We start from the raw sequence: 18,887 nt of genomic DNA, 5'->3' as shown, positions 1-18,887 counted from the left end.
AACACCCGGTCCCATTCCGAACCCGGTAGTTAAGCCTTCCAGCGCCGATGGTACTGCACTCGTGAGGGTGTGGGAGAGTAGGACGCCGCCGAACATACTTCACCCTCAGGGGCACTCGTTTACTCGAGTGCCCCTGAGGGTTTTTTGCGTTACCGTCCGATCGTGGCCGAGGTGACGAGACACGACGACCTGGCGGAGTTCTGGGCGTTGACGGGGGATTTCTTCAACGCCGATCCGGTGTTCCACACGATCCCGATCGCGGCGGTCGACCGCAGGCTCAACCACGCCGACCCGGCGGACGAACCACCGCTGCTGGTCAGCGTGTCCGAGGACGGCGTCCTGGTGGCCGCAGCACTGCGCACGCCGCCGTGGCCGCTGACCTTGAGCGGTGTCGCGCCGGAGTGGGCGGACGTCGTCGCGGACGCGTTGGCCGGTGACGTGGAACTGCCCGGCGTCAACGGGCCGCGCGAGTCGGTGGAGGCGTTCGTTGTCGCGTGGGCTGCCCGCACGGGCTGCAACGCGCGGGAGCACATGGCGCTGCGCCTGTACGAGCTGGGCGACCTGGTCATGCCGGACGTCCCCGGCACCCCGCGCTTGGCGACCGTGGACGACATCGACCTGCTCAGCCACTGGCGCACGGAGTTCGGGGTCGAAGCGACCGAGCAGGTCCGCGATGAGGACAGCGAGGACCGCTCCCGGTCGATGCTGCGCATCAGCCTGGCCGCCGGGCACGGTCACCTGGTCTGGCACGTCGGCGACACCCCGGTGGCGTGGGCGGCGGCGAACGCTCCGGCGTCCGGCATGTCCCGCATCGGCCCCGTCTACACCCCGCCCGAGCACCGCAGGCACGGCTACGGCGCGGCGGTCACCGCGGCCTGCGCGTCGTGGGCGCGGGACAACGGCGCCGAGCACGTGGTCCTCTACACCGACCTGTCGAACCCGACGTCGAACTCGATCTACCAGCGGATCGGGTTCCGGCCCGTGGTCGACTCGGCGGAGTTCGTGTTCACCCCGGCCGGTGACTGAGCAGGTCGCCCGGCTGGCAGTCCAACGCCTCGCACAGGGCGGTCAGCGTGCTGAACCGGATCGCCCTGGCCCGGCCGTTCTTGAGGATCGACAGGTTGACCACGGTCACGCCGACGCGGTCCGCCAGCTCGGTCAAGGTCATCCCGCGCTCGGCCAGCAGCCGGTCGAGGTGCACCTGGATGCTCACACGGTTCCCTCCAGGTCCGCGCGCATCTCCGCGCTCGTGCGCATGATCTTGCCAAGTGTCAGCAGTCCCACGCCGGTGACCACCGCCCACCACGGCACGTCCCACTCGGCGGTCAGCGACGTCAGGTCGACCTCGGGCTGGACCTGCGTCAGCAACCGGATCCGGGCGGCGGCCTCGGCCAGCGTCACGGCCGGCACGGCGACGAGCGTGAACCACCCGAGGCGACGCAGCCGGTCCGCGGTGGCTGCGGTGTGGACGCCTTCGCTGGCGCCCCGTTCGAGCAGCCGCATGAGCAGCAGGAACAGCACGGCGTAGGCCGCCATCGGCACCGCGGTGTCGACCAAGTAGAGCACCCGTTCCCAGGTGCTCGGCCGGCTCAGGCAGACGCGCAACGACCCCGCGCCGACGTGCCCGACGTCGCCGTGCGGCACGGTGCGGATCAGGTGCGCGCCCACGTGCGACGTGATGCACGCGGAAGTCCCGTACGAGGCCACCGCGACCAACGTGATCGCGGTCAAGGACACGACGGTGGTGACCGCCCACAGGAACCGGACGATCCCGGTCAACGGCTGCAACGGGCTGCGCGCCACTGTCACACCGTCCCTTCGAGGTCCGCACGCATCTCCGCGCCGTCCCGCACGATCTTCGCCAGCGACAGCAGCGCGATGCCCGTGATGACCGCGAACCACGGCGCCTCCCACTCACCGAAGAAGGACATGAACCCGGCGTCGAACGTGACGGCGGCGTGCACCAGCGTGGTCCGCGCGATCGACTCGACCATCGCCGCCGCCGGCAGCACCCACAGCAGGTAGTGGCCGAAGCGGCGCACGTCGGTCGCCGTGTCCGGGGTGTAGATGCCGTGGAGCGAGGCACGCCGCAGCAGCAACAGGAGCAGCAGGAGCGCGCCGACCCGGGTGACGGCGGTCGGTGCTTCGGACAGGAAGCCGAGCACGTGGTGCCACGGTGCGGGATCGTCCACGCACAGCGTGACCCGGTCGACGTCGTCCAGCCGGACACCGGCGGCCAGGTCACGGCCCGCGGTGTCGTGCGGCCAGTACTTGGCGGTGAAGCACACCGGGTCGAACAGGCCGATCGTCAGCCGGAGCACGGTGGCGAGGCCGAACGCCCCCAGGCTCAGCGTGAAGACCGCGGACACCACGCCGGTCAACGGCTCTAACGCGTTCCCCTTCGACATGGCACGCCCCCGCATATCGTTTATCGATGTTATCGAGAAACGATACCCTCTAGCAGGTCCCGCGTCACGGGCCGGTTGCGGGCGTGGGAGGAGAACACCAGGGACGTGGTCGTGTCGCCGTACCGCTGGGCCTGCTCCACGAACTCCTCGAGCTCGACCATCGACCGGCACACCACGCGCAGCAGCCAGCAGTCGTCCCCGGTCACGTGGTCGGCGTCGCGCACCTGCGCCAGCGTGACCACTCGTTCCCGGAACCGGGGCGTGTCGAGGCTGCGCACCCGCACCCGCACGATGGCCTCGATCGGCGGCCCGAGCCGCTGCGGGTCGACCACCGCGACGTACCCGGTGACGATCCCGGCCTGCTCCAGCCGGCGCACGCGCTCGGTCGTCGCGGGCGCGGACAGGGAGACCCGCTTGGCCAGCTCGGTGAACGTCATCCGGCCGTCCCGCTGGAGCAGGTCCAACAACTTCCAGTCCAGATCGTCCAGTTCCACCGTGGAATCGTAAGCGGAACCCGCGCAACGCCTGGAGTTCCGCATGGGGAAGAACACGCTGGTCAGCCACGATCTACCCATGACCAACACGCTCCGCTTCCCCGCCGCCGACCCCGCTTCCGCCGCCGCGTTCTTCGCCGCGGAACTGGCCTTCGAGGCCGACCCGGACGACGTGGTCCGAGACCTGCGGGCAGGCACGACCGAGGGCTTCCAGCTCGTCGAGACGCGCAGCCCCGAGGCGTTCGCGCGGGTCCGCATCCCCGGCGCGATCAACCTCCCGCACTGGGACGTGGACGAGACGACGACCGCCACCTGGGACCGCGACCTCGTCTACGTCTGCTACTGCGAGAGCTTCGAGTGCAACGCGGCCACCAAGGGCGCGCTCAAGCTGTCGCGGCTCGGGTTCAGGGTGAAGCGGCTGGCCGGCGGCATCACGACCTGGCAGGCGTCGGGCTACCCGGTGGAGGGTGACGCGGTGGGGAGCGACGCGGCGGGGGGTGAGGGCAGCACGAGGCTGCACGGAATCTCCTGCGACTGCTGATCTACCCTCGGACGGGTGACGCGCCTGCTCGTGCTGCAACCCGACCGCGACGACCCGCCCGCCCGCCTCGGCGAGTGGCTGACCACCGCCGGGGCGGTGCTGGACGTGGTGAAACCGTACGAGGAACCGGTGCCGGAGGCGCTCGACGGCTACCAGGGCGTGGTGTGCCTGGGCGGCGCGATGGGCGCGCTGGACGACGTCACGCACCCGTGGCTCGCGGACGTGCGCAGGCTGCTGTCGCACGCGGTGGCGAAGCGCGTGCCGCTGCTCGCGATATGCCTCGGCGCGCAGCTGCTGGCGGCGGCCACCGGCGGGCAGGTGCGGCGCAGCCCGCAGGGGCCCGACGTCGGTGTGCGGCTGGTGGCCAAGCGGGACGCGGCGAGCGGCGACCCGTTGTTCGACGAGCTGCCGTGGACGCCGGACGTGCTCCAGTTCCACGAGGACGAGGTCGGCTTCCTGCCGCCGACGGCGTTGCTGCTCGCGTCCTCGCCGAAGTGCGCGAACGAGGCGTTCCGGGTCGGTGACCGCGCTTACGGCGTGCAGTTCCACATCGAGACCACGCCGGACATGGTTCTGGACTGGGCCGAGGGGTACCCCGAGGTGGTGGCGAGCGTGCGACCGGGTGTGCTCGACCCGGACCGCCTCGCGGCCGGTCACGAGGACATTCGGGAGGTGTGGCAACCGTTTGCCGAACGATTCGTGCGCCTGGCCGCCGGTGAGCTGACGATCCACCGGAGCCTGCCGCTGGTGTGATGAACCTCCGCCGATGTGAGCGTTCATCGTTCGGACAGGTAGCGTTCACCTTGTCGTCGTGAGTGTTCATCGGCCAGACGGGTAGCGTTTACCTTCGACTGTGTCGATTCAGTTGGAGGAATCAGCGTGGATGCCTCGCTCCTCGTCATCATCGTGGTCATCACGGCTCTGGTCTTCGACTTCACCAACGGCTTCCACGACACCGCGAACTCGATGGCGACCTCCATCGCCACGGGCGCGCTGCGGCCGCGCACGGCCGTCGCCTTCTCCGCGGTGTTGAACCTGGTGGGGGCGCTGCTGTCGGTCGAGGTGGCCAAGACGATCTCCGGCGGGATCGTCGACGACGCGAGAATCACGCCCGCGATCGTGTTCGGTGGGCTGATCGGCGCGATCATGTGGAACCTGGTGACCTGGTACGTCGGCTTGCCGTCGAGCTCGTCGCACGCCCTGTTCGGCGGCCTGATCGGCGCGGCCTGGGTCGCCTCGGGCGCGGACGCGGTGCACTTCGCGAAGGTCGTGGACAAGGTCGTCGCGCCCGCGATCGCCGCGCCGCTGGTGGCGGGCATCGTGGCGATGCTGGCCACCTACCTGACCTACCGGTTGACCAAGCGGGCGCGGAAGGCCGTGACGGACAAGGGTTTCAAGGCGGGCCAGATCGCGTCGGCCGCGCTCATGTCGCTCGCGCACGGCACGAACGACGCGCAGAAGACGATGGGCATCATCACGCTCACGCTGATCACCGCCGGGACGCTCGCGCCGGGTTCGGAACCACCTCTGTGGGTGATCCTGAGCGCGGCGATCGCCATCGCGCTGGGCACCTACCTGGGCGGTTGGCGGATCACGAAGACCCTGGGCTCGGGCCTGACCACGATCGAGGCGCCGCAGGGCTTCGCCGCGCAGACGAGCGCGGCGACCGTGATCATGGCGTCCTCCCACCTGGGGTTCGCGCTGTCCACGACGCACGTCGCGTCCGGCGGCATCATGGGCTCCGGCCTGGGCCGGCAGCGCGACGGCGTGCGGTGGGGCGTGGCGGGTCGGATGGCGGCGGCCTGGGGGCTGACGCTGCCGGCGGCGGGCCTCGTCGGCGCGCTCGCGGGCAAGGTCGCGTCGCTCGGCACCGCGGGCGTGGTGGCCGTGGCGGTGGTCGGCGTGGGCGTGTCGCTGGTGATCTGGCTGCTGTCGCGCCGTGAGCCGGTGCGGCCCGAGCACGTGGTGGACGAGATCGCGGCGCAGGCCGAGACGCACAAGGTGGCGGTGTGAAGATCGACTGGGCGGCGTTGGGCGCCGTGTTCGGGGTGAGCCTCGCGGTGGTGCTGGGGCTGGTCCTGCTGTTCTCCGGCGGGCTGCGCGCGCTGTCGGCGCGGGAGGCGGCGCAGGAGCGGCAGGCGTCGACGGCGGGGCCGACGGTCGTGGCGGCCGCGTGCCTGCTCGCGTGCGTGACCGTAGTGTTGTTCGGCATCTACTTGATCGTGGCGGGCTGACGCTTTTTCCGGTGTCCCGGCGGGCTACGGTGTTCGGCGATGACCGATCCAGCCCGCCTGCCCACGTCCCCCGCGCGGTTCGGCCTGACCGAGGCGCGCGGCGGTGAGCTCCTGCGTGCCGCCGGGTGGTGGGAGGGTCGACGGCCGAGCGAGGGCAACGAGCCGATCGTGGTGGCGTTGTCCCGCAGCCCGGACCCGGACCTGGCGCTGCTCGGCGTCGACCGGCTGCGCGTCGCGCTCGGTGACCGGTGGCCCGAGCTGGACCAGGCGTTGCGGGACGTCGAGGCGTTGCGCGGTCGGCTGCTCGCGGTGCTGGGCTCGTCCACCGCGCTGTCGGACTTCCTGGTCGCCAACCCGGACCGGTGGCGCGACCTGGTCGACGCCGAGCCGGTGGACGCCGGGTCGTTCGTGCCCGCCCTCCTCGCCGCGGTCGAGGGGCTGACCGGCGCGGACGCGGTGCGGGCGCTGCGGATCGGGTACCGGGCGCTGCTGTGCCGGATCGCCGCCGACGACTTGGCGCACCTGGTCGAGCCCGACCAGCCGTACGTCAACTACGACGACGTCGCGAGCCTGCTGTCGGACCTGGCCGTGGCCGCGTTGCGGGCCGCGCTGGACGTCGCCGGGCGGCAGGTGCCGCGGTCCGACGAGTGCCGGCTCGCGGTGATCGCGATGGGCAAGTGCGGCGCGCGTGAGCTGAACTACGTCAGCGACGTCGACGTGGTGTTCGTCGGCGAGGGCGACCTGGCCGTGGCGACGCGGCTGGCCGGCGCCGTGATGCAGGTCGCGGGCCAGGCGTGCTTCGAGGTGGACGCGGCGCTGCGGCCCGAGGGCAAGGCGGGCGCGCTGGTGCGCACGCTGGACGGCCACGCCACCTACTACCAGCGGTGGGCGCGGACGTGGGAGTTCCAGGCGCTGCTCAAGGCCAGGCCGGTGGCCGGTGACGAGGAGCTGGGCCTGCGGTACATGGACGTGGTGCGGCCCTTGGTGTGGACGGCCGCCGAACGGGAGAACTTCGTGCCCGACGTGCAGGCCATGCGCCGCCGCGTCGAGGACCACGTGCCGGTGGACCTGACCGACCGGGAGCTGAAGCTGGGCCGCGGCGGGCTGCGCGACGTCGAGTTCGCCGTGCAGTTGCTGCAACTCGTGCACGGTCGCGGTGACGAGGAGCTGCGGATAACGACAACCACGCAGGCGTTGGCCGCGTTGGGGCGCGGCGGGTACGTGGGCCGCACGGACGCCGCCGACTTCGGCCGCGCCTACCGGTTCCTGCGCACGTTAGAACACCGGTTGCAGTTGCAGCGGATGCTGCGCACGCACCTGTTCCCGGCCGACGACGACGTGACCGCGCTGCGCTGGCTGGCGCGTGCGTCCGGGTTGCAGGCCGAGGGCGGGCTGTCGGAGAGCCAGGTGCTGCTCGCCGAGTTCCGCAAGCGCGCCAACCAGGTGCGTCGGCTGCACGAGAAGCTGTTCTACCGGCCGCTGCTGGAGGCCGTCGCGAAGGTGCCGACCGAAGGGCTGCGGTTGACCACGTCCCAGGCCGCGGCACGACTGGCCGCCCTGGGGTATGCCGCGCCGGATGGCGCGTTGAAGCACATCGAGGCGCTGACCAGGGGCGTTTCCCGGCGGGCGCGGATACAGACGGCGCTGTTGCCCGTGCTGCTGGACCTGTTCGCCACCACACCGGACCCGGACCGCGGGCTGCTGGCGTACCGGAAGGTGTCGGAGGCGTTGGCCGAGACGCCCTGGTACCTGCGGCTGCTGCGGGACGAGGGCACGGTGGTCGACCGGCTGGCCGCGCTGTTGGGCACGTCGAAGCTCGTGCCGGACCTGCTGGTGCGCGCGCCCGAGGTGCTGCCGCTGCTCGCCGACACCGACGCGCTCGTCGGCCGCGACCCGATGACCATCGGCAACCCGCTGCGCAGCGCCGTGTCCCGGTACAGCGACCTGGGACGCGCGGTCACCGCCGCCCGGTCGCTGCGCCGCCAGGAGCTGCTGCGGGTGGCGTCGGCGGACCTGCTGGGGCTGGTCCCGCTGCGGACGGTGTGCGTGTCGCTGTCCGAGGTGTGGGTGGCGGTGTTGCAGGGTGCGTTGGACGCGGTGGTGCGGTCGGCCGGTGAGCGGTTGGCGTCGATCGCGGTCATCGGCATGGGTCGGCTCGGCGGGCGCGAGCTGGGGTACGGCTCGGACGCCGACGTGCTGTTCGTGTGCGAGCCCGCGCCGGGCGTGACGGACGCGGACGCCGCCCGGTACGCGTCGTCGGTGGTGGAGCAGGTGCGGCGGCTGCTCAGCGCGCCCAGCCAGGACCCGCCGTTGCAGGTGGACACCGACCTGCGGCCGGAAGGCAGGCAGGGTCCCCTGGTGCGCACGCTCGACTCCTACCGGGCCTACTACGCGCAGTGGGCCGAGCTGTGGGAGGCACAGGCGCTGCTGCGGGCGCGGTTCATCGGCGGCGACGCCGACCTCGGCGCGCGGTTCATCGAGATGATCGACCCCGTGCGCTACCCGGACCACGGCCTGGACGCCGGCGCCGTGCGGGAGATCCGGCGCATCAAGGCCCGCGTCGAGGCCGAACGGCTGCCGCGCGGCGCCGACCCGTCCACGCACACCAAGCTGGGGCGGGGCGGGCTCGCCGACGTGGAGTGGACCGTGCAGCTGCTGCAGCTGCAGCACGCGTGCGAGGTGCCCGGCCTGCGCACGCCGTCGACCGTGCGCGGGCTGCGTGCGGCGACCGAGGCCGGGCTGGTGTCGGAGGACGACTCGTCGGCCCTGATGGACGCGTGGGTGATGGCGACCGAGGCGCGCAACGCCGTCGTGCTGGTGAAGGGCAAGGCCGGCGACCAGCTGCCGACGGCCGGGCGCGACCTGGCCGCGGTGGCGTCGGCGATGGGGCACCCGGTCGACCCCGGCGAGTTCCTGGACTCCTACCGGCGCACCACCCGTCGCGCGCGGGCCGTGATCGAGCGCATCTTCTACGGGTCCTGAAGACTGGGGTCCGTGAAAGCGATCGCGCAGACCGAATTCGGAGATGCCGAAGTCCTCGTGATGCGGGAGCTGCCCGACCCGCCGATCGCGCTGGACCAGGTGCTGGTCGAGGTGCGTGCCGCCGGGGTGAACCCGGTCGACCGGCTGGTGCGCATGGGGTACGTGGCGAGTTCGATGCCGTGCCACTTCCCCCTGGTGCCGGGCTGGGACGTGGCCGGGGTGGTGCGCGCCGTGGGGCCCGCCGTGGACGGGTTCGCCGTCGGCGACGAGGTGTTCGGCTACCAGCGCAAGGACCACGTGCAGAACGGGACGTACGCGGAGCTGATCGCCGCCACCGAGCGAGGGCTGGCGCACAAACCGGCGTCGCTGTCGTTCGTGGAGGCGGGCGCGCTCTCGCTCACCGGGCTGACGGCGTTGCAGTCGTTGCGCAAGGTCGGGGTGTCGTCCGGTGACACGGTGCTCGTGCACGCCGCCGCGGGCGGTGTGGGGCACCTGGCCGTGCAGGTGGCGCGGATCCTCGGCGCGGCGAGGGTGATCGGCACGGCGTCGCCGCGCAACCACGGGTTCCTGCGGTCGCTGGGCGCGGAGCCGGTGGCCTACGGAGACGCGCTCGTGGACAACGTGGCCGAGCTCGTCGGCGGCGACGGGCTGGTCGACGTGGCGTTCGACTGCGTCGGCGGCGCGGCGCTCAACGACTCGCCCGCGCTGGTGCGCGACCCGGCCCGGATCGTGTCCATTGTGGATACCAACGTGCTGGAGCTCGGCGGCCGGTACTCCTACGCCAAACCCGTGCGGGAGGACCTGGAGTGGCTGGCCGGGCAGGCGGGCTCGGGCGCGTTGAAGGTGGAGGTGCAGCAGACGTTCCCGCTGGCGCAGGCCGCCGAGGCGCACCGGCTGCTGGAAGGCAAGCACGTGCGCGGCAAGATCGTGCTGACCGTGTGACTTGTGGTGGAGGGCCCCCGTCGAGGGCGGGGGCCCTCCGGCTGACTACTCCTCGTCGACGGTCGGGACCGTGGTGAGCAGTTCGACGATCCACTCCTCGACGAGCGTGTCGTCGGACTCCTCGTCCTGGACGAGGCGGTTCGACACCCGGACACCGAGACCGAGCACGTCGGCGGCGCCGATCGCCTCGATCGCCTCGGCGGCGGAGTCGAAGATGTTGGTGGACAGCACCTGGGCGGGGGTTGCGACGTCATCAGACACGGCGCGACCTTAACCGCCCTCCCCGATCGGGGTGGGAGCAGCCCTGGTGTCGACGGCGTGTTGATCGGGGGCTACGCACCGTCGATCCAGGGCCGTCTCGCATTGACTATTGGTGTTCCTTATGTCGAGACTAGCGACACTCCTGGGGGAGATTCACGTTCGCACGCGTGCGCCCGGACGAAGGACGTCATGGACGACGAGACCCACCGCAAGAAGAGCAGCGCCGCTTTGAAGATCAGCTTGGTCATGCTCGGCGTGCTGGTCCTGCTCGGGGTGATCCAGGCGGTCACCGCGGGCACGGTCGGCGTCGGCGCGTTGAGCGTCACCCTGCGCGAAACTTCTCCGACCACCCCCACGACGACCTCCGCCTCCTCGGACGACACCGCCGGCAGCCTGGACGGCGCGGTGGGCACGACCTCGGAGGACGAAGCGCCCCCCAGCGTGGACGCCAAGGTGCTCACGGGGTCGTGGAAGCAGGCGCGCGGCCTGCTCACCGTGGAGATCACCAAGGTGGAGAACGTGGGTGGCCGCCTCAAGGTGTTCGTCACCGCGATCAACGCCAGCAACGCGAAGATGGACCTGCCCGTCCCGTCCATCTCGGCGGTCGACGACGCGCAGCGCGACTACGGCGCGTCCGTGTCCACCAGCCGGTGGCCGGTGTCGATCGCGAAGAACTCCAGCATCAACGGGTTCCTGGAACTGGACCGGGCCGCCGGCGCCGACAGCACCTCGTTCTCGCTGACGTTCGCGGGGATCATCGGCCAGCTCGCGCCGACCGGCGGCGCGGTGACCGTGACCGGTATCCCGATCCCCCAGTAGGTGGACGTCCTCGTCGGTGTCCTGCTCGGGCTGGTCGGCCTGTGGCTGGTGCTGGTGCTCGGCCTGTTCCTGGTCCGGCCGCGGGGTGTGGCGTTGTCCCAGGCCGTCCGCTTGCTGCCGGACGTCCTGCGGCTGGTCACCCGCCTGGCCCGCGACCCCCGCGTTCCCCGTTCCGCCCGGGTGCGCCTGTGGCTGCTGCTGGGGTACCTGGCGTTGCCGTTCGACCTGGTGCCCGACTTCATCCCGGTCCTGGGGTACGCGGACGACGCGATCGTGGTGTGCTGGGTGCTGCGTTCGGTGATCCGTGCCGCGGGCCCCGAGGTGGTGGCTTCGCATTGGCCAGGTACGCCTGAGGGTCTGGCCGTGGTGCGCAGGCTGACGAGGACCTAGTTTCGGGCACGGGGCGGTGCCCCACCACCCGGGCCGATCCCCCCGGGTCCGTGCGAGCCGCGTCGCTTCTCGACCCCTCGATCTGGGACTACGTCGCCGCTCACCGCCGCTGAGGAGAGGCTGTCATGTCACCGGCGAGGAACGGTATACGGCCACTTCGACAGGTGCGATGGAGCGTTCTACGCGTGACGCGCGATCATCACAGTGTGACGACCTCGCCTCCACCGCTGCCAGCACCACAGCCCTCATCGGAGCGCCCGGCGCTCAAGCCATTGTCCGGCACGACGATTACGCTAATTGCGGTCGGCATCGTACTGTTCACTACGGCAGTAGTAATTGTGCTGTGGTGGGCAGGCACTAGTGGCCTGACTGGACGTGACTTGGTTGCTGCACGGTTTGACGCGTTGCGCGTGGGTCTGAGCATCGGGGTAGGAAGTGGTGGAGTCTTCGCTCTGTACCTAGCGTGGCGTCGGCAGCAGGCCACCGAGGTGGGGCTACGTCAAAAGGAACGCGATCAAGCTGATGTCGCGCGAGCTTACGAACTGCAGGAACGGATCGCTGCGGAGACGAGAACACATCAGGATCGTGTGGCTGAGGATGCCCGGATCGATTCCGTGCAGCGTCGTATTACCGACTTGTACAGCAAGTCGGTGGAACAACTCGGTTCCGATAGGGCTCCGGTTCGACTGGGTGGGTTGTATGCGTTGGAGCGATTGGCTCAAGACAACTTTGAGCATCGTCAAACGGTAGTCGATGTTCTGTGTGCGTATCTTCGTATGCCATATGAGCCGGTTGTCGTCATCCCGACGAGTGAAGTCTACGTGCGTGAAGGAACGGTGGAGTCGAGCGAGCGTCGGGAATCTCTCCAGGAGCGTGAAGTTCGGCTAACTGCGCAGCGCATACTTCGACAGCATTTGGTGTTGCCCAGCAATGGTGGGTCGAGCGAAAAATATTGGCCGGACGTTGTGCTGGACCTGTCCGGGGCAGTCTTGATCGACTTCGACCTGTCGGCTTGCACGGTGGCCGAGGTCAAGCTGAATGGCACCGCTTTCATTGGCAAGGCCGGGTTCGACAGGTGTCGTTTCGAGGGTCGGGCGGATTTCAGGGCTGCCAGGTTCGATGACGGCTGCTCATTCGATGGGGCAGTGTTCAGCAAACGACCGGACTTCGGTGTATCCACTTTTGCGAAGCGTGCAATCTTCGGGACACCCTTCGATAGAGGTGCCGAGTTCAGGGAGGGGGCGGATTTCGAAGGGGCGAGCTTCACTGGTTGGGCCAGCTTCGTGTCGTGTCTTTTCACAGGGCCCGCTTCGTTTATGCCGGTCTTCCCTGATGGTCCTGCGGTCAATTTTGAGAAATCGGTCGACTTCAGTGATGCTACTTTTGAGTCGGCTGCCATGTTCGACCAAGCTTCGTTCGGTGATGTGGCGATTTTCTCCTCGGTGCACTTCGGGGGGAGTGCGAGCTTCGAAAATTGTAGATTCACGAAGGCTGGCCGCTTCGGTTCTGCGGTGTTCTCCGCCCGGTCACGACAGCGTGGGTACGAGCCTGGGGTGACATACACCAGCTTCATTGGAGCTGATTTTTCGGAGGAGGTTCCGCTGGAAGTGGAAGAGTTCACTCGCCGTCGTGAATGACGGTATCCGTGCAGTGTTGGTCCGCGTTCGGTTTCTTGCCTGTTGTCGACTTTTCCGGCGGTAGGACGGCGTAGCTTTCGTGGATCTGTAGAGCCGAAATCGGTAACGCTGCGAGCGGTGACCGCCAGAAGCGTGAGTGAGCATCAGAGCGCTCGCCTGGTATCCGGGGTACGCGGATCCGGCGTTCACCTTGCGGCGCTACGTCCACCTGATACCTGCCAGTCAATGCGGACGCGGGCGGCGGTCGATGCCGTGTTCGAGGAGCGCGGCGTGGAAGCAGAGAAGGCGGAAGGCCCGGTGACTGAATCAGTCACCGGGCCTTCCGCCTGTGGAGGATCTGGCGGCCTCTCCAGCTCACACGGCCTGGAGGCGGCCTGGGTGGGGCTTCAACCGGTTGAACTGCTGGTCAGAGCCCCGCGCCGATCACACGTCGTAGTAGAGCGCGAACTCGTAGGGGTTCGGGCGCAGGCGCAGCGGGTCGATCTCCTGCTCCCGCTTGAACGAGATCCAGGTGTCGATGACGTCCGGCGTGAAGACGCCGCCCTCCAGGAGGAACTCGTGGTCCGCCTCGAGGCTGTCCAGCACCGCGTCCAGGGACGCCGGCACCTGCTTGACGTCGCGGGCCTCCTCGGGCGGCAGCTCGTAGAGGTCCTTGTCGATCGGGGCCGGCGGCTCGATCTTGTTCTTCACGCCGTCCAGGCCGGCCATCACCATGGCCGAGAACGCCAGGTACGGGTTGCCCGACGAGTCGGGGCAGCGGAACTCGATGCGCTTGGCCTTGGGGTTGTTGCCGGTGATCGGGATGCGCACGCACGCCGACCGGTTGCGCTGGGAGTAGACCAGCGACACCGGGGCCTCGTAGCCCGGCACCAGGCGGTGGTAGGAGTTCACCGTCGGGTTGGTGAACGCCAGCAGCGACGGCGCGTGGTGCAGGATGCCGCCGATGTAGTGCCGCGCCGTGTCCGACAGGCCCGCGTAGCCGGACTCGTCGTGGAACAGCGGCTGGCCGTCCTTCCACAGCGACTGGTGGGTGTGCATGCCCGAGCCGTTGTCGCCGAACAGCGGCTTCGGCATGAACGTCACGGTCTTGCCGGCCTGCCACGCGGTGTTCTTGATGATGTACTTGAACAGCATCAGGTCGTCCGCGGCGTGCAGCAGCGTGTTGAACTTGTAGTTGATCTCGGACTGACCGGCGGTGCCCACCTCGTGGTGCGCGCGCTCGACCGAGAAGCCCTGGGCCTGCATGTTGAGGACCATCTTGTCGCGCAGGTCCGCGTAGTGGTCGGTCGGCGAGACGGGGAAGTAGCCGCCCTTGTACTTGACCTTGTAGCCGCGGTTGCCGCCCTCTTCCTCGCGGCCGGTGTTCCAGGCGCCGGAGATCGAGTCGATCTCGTGGAAGGACGCGTTCGCGGTGGTGTCGAAGCGGATCGAGTCGAAGATGTAGAACTCCGCCTCGGCGCCGAAGTACGCGGTGTCCGCGATGCCCGACTCGGTGATGTACTGCTCGGCCTTGCGCGCGATGTTGCGCGGGTCGCGGCTGTACGCCTCACGCGTGAACGGGTCGTGCACGAAGAAGTTGACGATCAGCGTCTTCTCGATCCGGAACGGGTCGAGGCGCGCGGTGTAGAGGTCGGGCAGCAGCAGCATGTCCGACTCGTGGATCGACTGGAAGCCGCGGACCGAAGAACCGTCGAACGCGAGGCCCTCGGCGATGGCGTCGGCGTCGAACGCGGCGGCGGGGAGCGTGAAGTGCTGCATCACGCCGGGCAGGTCGCTGAAGCGGACGTCGACGAACTTCACGCCCTCGTCGGAGATGTACTTCAGGACCTCGTCGGGATTCTTGAACACCCTCGTCGACTCCTCTGCTGCGGTGGGGGCGTGGTTGTACGCCGCTGCGTGGTGCGGCCTGCCATCGTGGCGAAACTAAGACCGTGGTGTTGCCCAGCCGTCACCCGCGTGTTTCGCCAGTGTTAACGGGGCTCCCAGGTCGGGCAACCCGACCAGCGCTCCTCACCCGCTGAGCACGGCCTTACTCTGGTGGGGTGAGCAAGTGGACCGGTTCGTGGCTGTCAGGACCCCGCTCGGCGCTGGAACCCGGCGCCGACTCCGGAGACGGTACCGGGCAGCGGTGGCGGGGTGAACGCCTCGGTCTGCCCCGGTCCGGTGCGGGCTCCGTCGCGTCCACGGGCCGCCGCGCGATCGCCATCCTGGTCGACTTCGCCCTCTCGGGGGGCGTGGCGGGCCTGTTCACCATGCCCGACCTGCCGCAGAACTGGAGCCTGCTGGCCTGGTTCGCCATCACCGTCGTCGGGGTCGGCTTCTTCGGCTTCACCCCTGGTCACGCGCTGTTCGGGCTGCGGGTCGTGCGGGTGGACGGCACGGAGACCGTCGGCCTGCCGCGGGCCGCGCTGCGGACCGTGTTGATCTTCCCGATCATCCCGGCGGTGGTGTGGGACGCCGACGGCAGGGGCCTGCACGACAAGGCCGCCGGCACCGTCGTCCTCAGGGCCCGCTGACGGGTCCGGCGGCGGGTCGGTGCCGCATCCGTTGCCGGCGCGTTGCCGGGTTCCGTTGTCGGGCGTGATCGGGCCGGTCATGCGGCAGGCCCGCCCCGGACGACTGCCGGAACGGGCCTGAGCTGCGGAAACGCACCTTGCCGAGGGTCTCAGCGGCGACGCATGGCGCGCTGCACGTTGCGCATCTTGGCGCCTTGGGGCATCGGGCCCTTCGGCAGCGCCGCGCCGCGGCTGGCCAGCGCGGCCAGCCGGTTGTCGATCGTGTCGACCTGGGCGGTCGAGATGTTGCGCGGCAGCTTCATCAGGTGGCTCTGCAGCTTGCGCAGCGGCACCTGGCCGTCCTCGGTGCCCACGACGACGTCGTAGATCGGCGTCTCGCCGATCACCCGCGCCACCCGCTTCTTCTCCTGGGCGAGCAGGTTCTTGACCCGGTGCGGCGCGCCCTCGGCGACCAGCACCACGCCCGGCCGGCCGAGCACCCGGTGCACCATGTCGCCGCTCGTCGTGCCCGCCACGGCCTGTGTGACGCGCCACTTGCCGCGCAGGTTGTCCAGAGCCCACGCCGCCGCGCCCGGCTGGCCGTCCGCCTTCGCGTACACGGTCTTCTGCACCCGGCGGCCGAACACGATGACCGCGAGCAGCGCGCCCACCGCGATGCCCATGGGCAGCAGCACCCACTGCATGTCCCAGATGAGGCCGATCAGGAACGCCGCGGCCGTCGCGCCGAGCAGGCACGCCAGCATCAACGGCACGAGCGCCTTGTCCTCGCGGCGCTGCATCTTGAACGCCTCGAAGATCTGGCTGCGCTTCGCCTTCGATGCCGCGCGCCGAGCCTTCGCCGCTTCCTTGGAGGCCGCCTTGGCAGCCGCCTTGTCCTGCTTACCAGCCATACCCACCAGGATACGGCGCGCCGTCGCGCCCCATGACGGGAGTACTTGCTGACCTCTGCGAGGATGCAGCGCATGGACGGGCTGCTGGACGGACTCGACCCGGAACAGCGCGCCGCGGTGGAAGCTCCGCGCGGTCCGGTCTGCGTGCTCGCGGGCGCAGGCACCGGCAAGACCCGCACCATCACGCACCGCATCGCCCACCTGGTCCAACGCGGCCACGTCTCCGCTGGCCAAGTCCTCGCCGTCACGTTCACCGCACGTGCCGCGGGCGAGATGCGGACCCGCTTGCGGGCGCTGGGCGTGCACGGCGCGCAGGCACGCACGTTCCACGCCGCCGCCCTGCGCCAGCTCCGCTACTTCTGGCCGCGCGTGGTCGGCGGCGAGCAGTGGCAGCTGATCGACCGCAACAAGCTGCGACTGGTCGCCCAGGCCGCCAACCGCGTCGGCCTGTCCACCGAGTCGGACTCGCTGCGCGACCTCGCGGGCGAGATCGAGTGGGCCAAGGCGTCGCTGGTCGCGCCGGACGGCTACCCGAACGCCGCCGGCCGCACGAGCCGTGACACGCCCGCGCCCGCCGAGCAGGTCGCGCAGGTCTACCGGACCTACGAAGAGCTCAAGAACCAGGCGCAGCTGCTCGACTTCGACGACCTCCTGCTGCACACCGCGGCGGCGCTGGAGGAGCACGGCGAGGTCGCCGAGGAGTTCCGCGACCGGTACCGGTGCTTCGTGGTGGACGAGTACCAGGACGTCACGCCGTTGCAGCAGCGCGTGCTCGACGCGTGGCTCGGTCAGCGCGACGACCTGACCGTGGTCGGTGACGCGAACCAGACCATCTACTCGTTCGCGGGCGCTTCGCCGCGTCCGCTGCTGGACTTCCCCCGCCGGTTCCCCGAGGCGGTCGTGGTGCGGCTGGAGCGCGACTACCGGTCGACGCCGCAGGTCGTTGGCCTCGCCAACGAAGTGATCAAGTGGGCGCGCGACCGCCCCTCCGGGTCGCGGCTGCGGCTGATCGGTCAGCGCCCGGACGGGCCGAAGCCGACGTTCACCGAGTTCGACGACGAGACGCTGGAGGCCGCGGCCGTCGCTCGGCGCGTGAAGGCGCTGCTGGACGAGGGTGTGGCGGCCAGCGAGATCGCCGTCCTCTACCGCGTCAACGCCCAGTCGGAGGTCTTCGAGCAGGCGTTGGCCGAGGTCGGCGTGCCCTACCAGGTGCGTGGCGGGGAGCGGTTCTTCCAGCGCGCCGAGGTGCGGCAGGCGATGGTGGCGTTGCGGTCGGCGGCGGCGCACGAGCCGACCGGTGAGCTGCCGAAGGTGGTGCGCGAGGTGCTGGCGGGCATCGGCCTGACCGACGAGCCGCCCGCCGGCGGGACGGCGCGGGAGAAGTGGGAGTCACTGCTCGCGCTGGTGGAGCTGGCCGAGGAGCTGGTCACCGCGGTGGACTCGGCGGACCTGCCCAAGTTCGTGGCCGAGTTGGAGCTGCGGGCCGAGGCGCAGCACCCGCCGACGGTGGAGGGCGTGACGCTGGCGTCCCTGCACGCGGCGAAGGGCCTGGAGTGGGACGCGGTGTTCCTGGTCGGGCTGGTCGAGGGCACGTTGCCGATCCAGCACGCCGACGGCGACGACGCGGCGATCGAGGAAGAGCGCCGGCTGCTGTACGTGGGCGTGACGCGGGCCCGTGAGCACCTGTGGATGTCGTGGGCGTTGGCGCGGGCCGCGGGCGGGCGCCGGTATCGGCGGCGCAGCAGGTTCCTCTACGGGCTCGTGCCGGAGGACCACCCGGCGTCGCGCACGGCCGCGAAGCGGGAGCCGCTGCAGAAGCGGCCCAAGCCGCAGTGCCGGGTGTGCGGGTCGGCGTTGGTGGACGCGCGGGCGATCAAGCTGAGCCGGTGCGCCTCGTGCCCGTCCGACCTGGACGAGGAGCTGCTGGCCAAGCTGCGGGCGTGGCGGGCGGACCGGGCGCGTGAGCTCAAGGTGCCCGCTTACGTGGTGTTCACCGACGCGACGCTGGTCGCGATCGCCGAGCAGCGGCCGGAGGACGTCGCCGGGCTGGTGTCGATCTCGGGCATCGGCGCGGCCAAGCTCGACCGGTTCGGGGACGACGTGCTGGCCCTCGTGCGCGGCCGTTGACCTTCGCGTCGACCTCGCCTTCCCGCGTCGACCTCCCCGCTGTCCTCGCGTCGTGGCTGGGTCGAGGCCGTGTTGACCCTCGTTGACCTGTCGTTGATCGTGCGTTGATGGGGCGTTGATCTCGCGGTGATCCGCCGCCGGTGGCCGCGTCCGGCTCGCCCGCGGGCGGTCTGGTCCGTACGGGTGGTCGTCCGCTGGCGCTCTGTGCAGGGCAAACGCGGAATCTTCACTCAATCGACAGGTATTTGGAAAAACCTGTTGCACCCGTCCTGCGTGGAGTCATAACCTGCTCAGGCCGGGCGCGAAGCGCCCGCTGGGGATTCAAGAGCTAGCAGTCGAGTACGAGCCACCCGAGGAGGTGACCGGTCGTGAACACTCCCACGTGCTTCGAGACGCCCGGTTACCTGATGACCGGGGTGGTCTTGGCTTCCGGCGCTGCTCGTGTCGCGGGGGAGAAGTCTGCCCGCGATCGCCACGCCCTCAAGTGGGGCGCTGAGCGAGTTCAGCTGATCCAGGTGCCGACGCCGCACGCGTCGACCGTTGTCCCGACTCAGAACGTTGCGCCGTCCGCGCACGAGCGAAGTACCTGACCACCTTGTAGTCAGGCCACGAAGCTCACGAAGGCCGCGGACCCGTAACCGGATCC

At 69.9% G+C, this 18,887-nt stretch carries 19 protein-coding genes and 1 rRNA gene; 13 read left to right on the top strand and 7 right to left on the bottom strand.

The window, feature by feature from the left end; all coding sequences use genetic code 11:
• Both rrf and AB0H12_RS31605 read left to right on the top strand, forming a co-directional pair.
• Window positions 1-94 (top strand): 5S ribosomal RNA (gene rrf / locus AB0H12_RS31610); the annotation flags it as partial.
• A 77-nt stretch (window positions 95-171) separates the two neighbouring features.
• Window positions 172-1,026, top strand: a complete 855-nt coding sequence (locus AB0H12_RS31605) for a GNAT family N-acetyltransferase (protein ID WP_499627926.1) — start codon at window positions 172-174, stop codon at window positions 1,024-1,026.
• Here the strand turns inward: AB0H12_RS31605 and AB0H12_RS31600 are convergent.
• From AB0H12_RS31600 to AB0H12_RS31585, 4 genes are read right to left on the bottom strand one after another with little or no spacing between them, the layout of a single operon-like run.
• Window positions 1,007-1,213 (bottom strand): helix-turn-helix domain-containing protein, encoded by a 207-nt coding sequence (locus tag AB0H12_RS31600; RefSeq protein WP_053717423.1) that lies wholly within the window; start codon window positions 1,211-1,213, stop codon window positions 1,007-1,009. The two genes, AB0H12_RS31605 and AB0H12_RS31600, sit on opposite strands and share 20 nt — an antisense overlap.
• Window positions 1,210-1,803, bottom strand: a complete 594-nt coding sequence (locus AB0H12_RS31595) for a hypothetical protein (protein ID WP_499627924.1) — start codon at window positions 1,801-1,803, stop codon at window positions 1,210-1,212. The genes AB0H12_RS31600 and AB0H12_RS31595 overlap by 4 nt, the downstream gene beginning before the upstream one ends.
• Before the next feature lie 2 nt (window positions 1,804-1,805).
• Window positions 1,806-2,408 (bottom strand): hypothetical protein, encoded by a 603-nt coding sequence (locus AB0H12_RS31590; protein WP_499627923.1) that lies wholly within the window; start codon window positions 2,406-2,408, stop codon window positions 1,806-1,808.
• A gap of 29 nt (window positions 2,409-2,437) precedes the next feature.
• Entirely contained in the window at window positions 2,438-2,902 is a 465-nt protein-coding gene (locus AB0H12_RS31585) for an Lrp/AsnC family transcriptional regulator (protein ID WP_499627922.1), read from the bottom strand.
• 79 nt (window positions 2,903-2,981) lie between these two features.
• Between AB0H12_RS31585 and AB0H12_RS31580 the strand changes: the two genes are divergently transcribed.
• The 6 genes from AB0H12_RS31580 to AB0H12_RS31555 all read left to right on the top strand — a co-directional run bounded on the left by AB0H12_RS31580 (window position 2,982) and on the right by AB0H12_RS31555 (window position 9,601).
• A complete protein-coding gene (locus AB0H12_RS31580) occupies window positions 2,982-3,443 on the top strand; it encodes a rhodanese-like domain-containing protein (protein WP_499627921.1) in 462 nt (153 codons plus the stop codon).
• Window positions 3,444-3,458: 15 nt separating this feature from the next.
• The gene (locus tag AB0H12_RS31575; RefSeq protein WP_499627919.1) at window positions 3,459-4,196 is read left to right on the top strand and encodes a type 1 glutamine amidotransferase; all 738 of its coding nucleotides are present in this window, start codon (window positions 3,459-3,461) and stop codon (window positions 4,194-4,196) included.
• Window positions 4,197-4,322: 126 nt separating this feature from the next.
• Window positions 4,323-5,456 (top strand): inorganic phosphate transporter, encoded by a 1,134-nt coding sequence (locus AB0H12_RS31570; protein ID WP_499627917.1) that lies wholly within the window; start codon window positions 4,323-4,325, stop codon window positions 5,454-5,456.
• Window positions 5,453-5,677 (top strand): hypothetical protein, encoded by a 225-nt coding sequence (locus tag AB0H12_RS31565; RefSeq protein WP_499627916.1) that lies wholly within the window; start codon window positions 5,453-5,455, stop codon window positions 5,675-5,677. Before AB0H12_RS31570 ends, AB0H12_RS31565 begins: the two co-directional genes overlap by 4 nt.
• A gap of 39 nt (window positions 5,678-5,716) precedes the next feature.
• Window positions 5,717-8,659, top strand: coding sequence for a bifunctional [glutamine synthetase] adenylyltransferase/[glutamine synthetase]-adenylyl-L-tyrosine phosphorylase (locus AB0H12_RS31560; RefSeq protein WP_499627915.1), 2,943 nt, complete (start codon window positions 5,717-5,719; stop codon window positions 8,657-8,659).
• 12 nt (window positions 8,660-8,671) lie between these two features.
• A complete protein-coding gene (locus AB0H12_RS31555; protein WP_499627912.1) occupies window positions 8,672-9,601 on the top strand; it encodes an NADP-dependent oxidoreductase in 930 nt (309 codons plus the stop codon).
• A gap of 45 nt (window positions 9,602-9,646) precedes the next feature.
• On the opposite strand, the gene AB0H12_RS31550 is transcribed toward AB0H12_RS31555, so the two are convergent.
• Entirely contained in the window at window positions 9,647-9,862 is a 216-nt protein-coding gene (locus tag AB0H12_RS31550) for a hypothetical protein (RefSeq protein WP_053717413.1), read from the bottom strand.
• A gap of 189 nt (window positions 9,863-10,051) precedes the next feature.
• On the opposite strand from AB0H12_RS31550, the gene AB0H12_RS31545 reads away from it, so the two are divergent.
• The 3 genes from AB0H12_RS31545 to AB0H12_RS31535 all read left to right on the top strand — a co-directional run bounded on the left by AB0H12_RS31545 (window position 10,052) and on the right by AB0H12_RS31535 (window position 12,708).
• A complete protein-coding gene (locus tag AB0H12_RS31545; RefSeq protein ID WP_499627910.1) occupies window positions 10,052-10,681 on the top strand; it encodes a hypothetical protein in 630 nt (209 codons plus the stop codon).
• Window positions 10,682-11,071 (top strand): YkvA family protein, encoded by a 390-nt coding sequence (locus AB0H12_RS31540; protein WP_499627908.1) that lies wholly within the window; start codon window positions 10,682-10,684, stop codon window positions 11,069-11,071.
• A 185-nt stretch (window positions 11,072-11,256) separates the two neighbouring features.
• Window positions 11,257-12,708 (top strand): pentapeptide repeat-containing protein, encoded by a 1,452-nt coding sequence (locus AB0H12_RS31535; protein ID WP_499627906.1) that lies wholly within the window; start codon window positions 11,257-11,259, stop codon window positions 12,706-12,708.
• A gap of 423 nt (window positions 12,709-13,131) precedes the next feature.
• Here the strand turns inward: AB0H12_RS31535 and glnA are convergent, their stop codons facing one another.
• Complete coding sequence (glnA, locus tag AB0H12_RS31530) at window positions 13,132-14,556, bottom strand: type I glutamate--ammonia ligase (protein WP_053717408.1); 1,425 nt, start codon at window positions 14,554-14,556, stop codon at window positions 13,132-13,134.
• Window positions 14,557-14,750: 194 nt separating this feature from the next.
• On the opposite strand from glnA, the gene AB0H12_RS31525 reads away from it, so the two are divergent.
• Entirely contained in the window at window positions 14,751-15,224 is a 474-nt protein-coding gene (locus AB0H12_RS31525; RefSeq protein ID WP_499627903.1) for an RDD family protein, read from the top strand.
• Window positions 15,225-15,373: 149 nt separating this feature from the next.
• Here AB0H12_RS31525 and AB0H12_RS31520 read toward each other — a convergent pair whose 3' ends face one another.
• Entirely contained in the window at window positions 15,374-16,114 is a 741-nt protein-coding gene (locus AB0H12_RS31520; protein ID WP_230572840.1) for a DUF4191 domain-containing protein, read from the bottom strand.
• 72 nt (window positions 16,115-16,186) lie between these two features.
• Between AB0H12_RS31520 and AB0H12_RS31515 the strand changes: the two genes are divergently transcribed.
• Entirely contained in the window at window positions 16,187-18,241 is a 2,055-nt protein-coding gene (locus AB0H12_RS31515) for an ATP-dependent DNA helicase UvrD2 (RefSeq protein ID WP_499627901.1), read from the top strand.
• The last annotated feature ends 646 nt before the right edge of the window (window positions 18,242-18,887 follow it).

The sequence above is a fragment of the Actinosynnema sp. NPDC023794 genome (assembly GCF_040639675.1).
In the GTDB taxonomy this organism is placed as follows: domain Bacteria; phylum Actinomycetota; class Actinomycetes; order Mycobacteriales; family Pseudonocardiaceae; genus Actinosynnema; species Actinosynnema luteola.
This window is presented reverse-complemented; position numbering and strand designations above follow the sequence as displayed.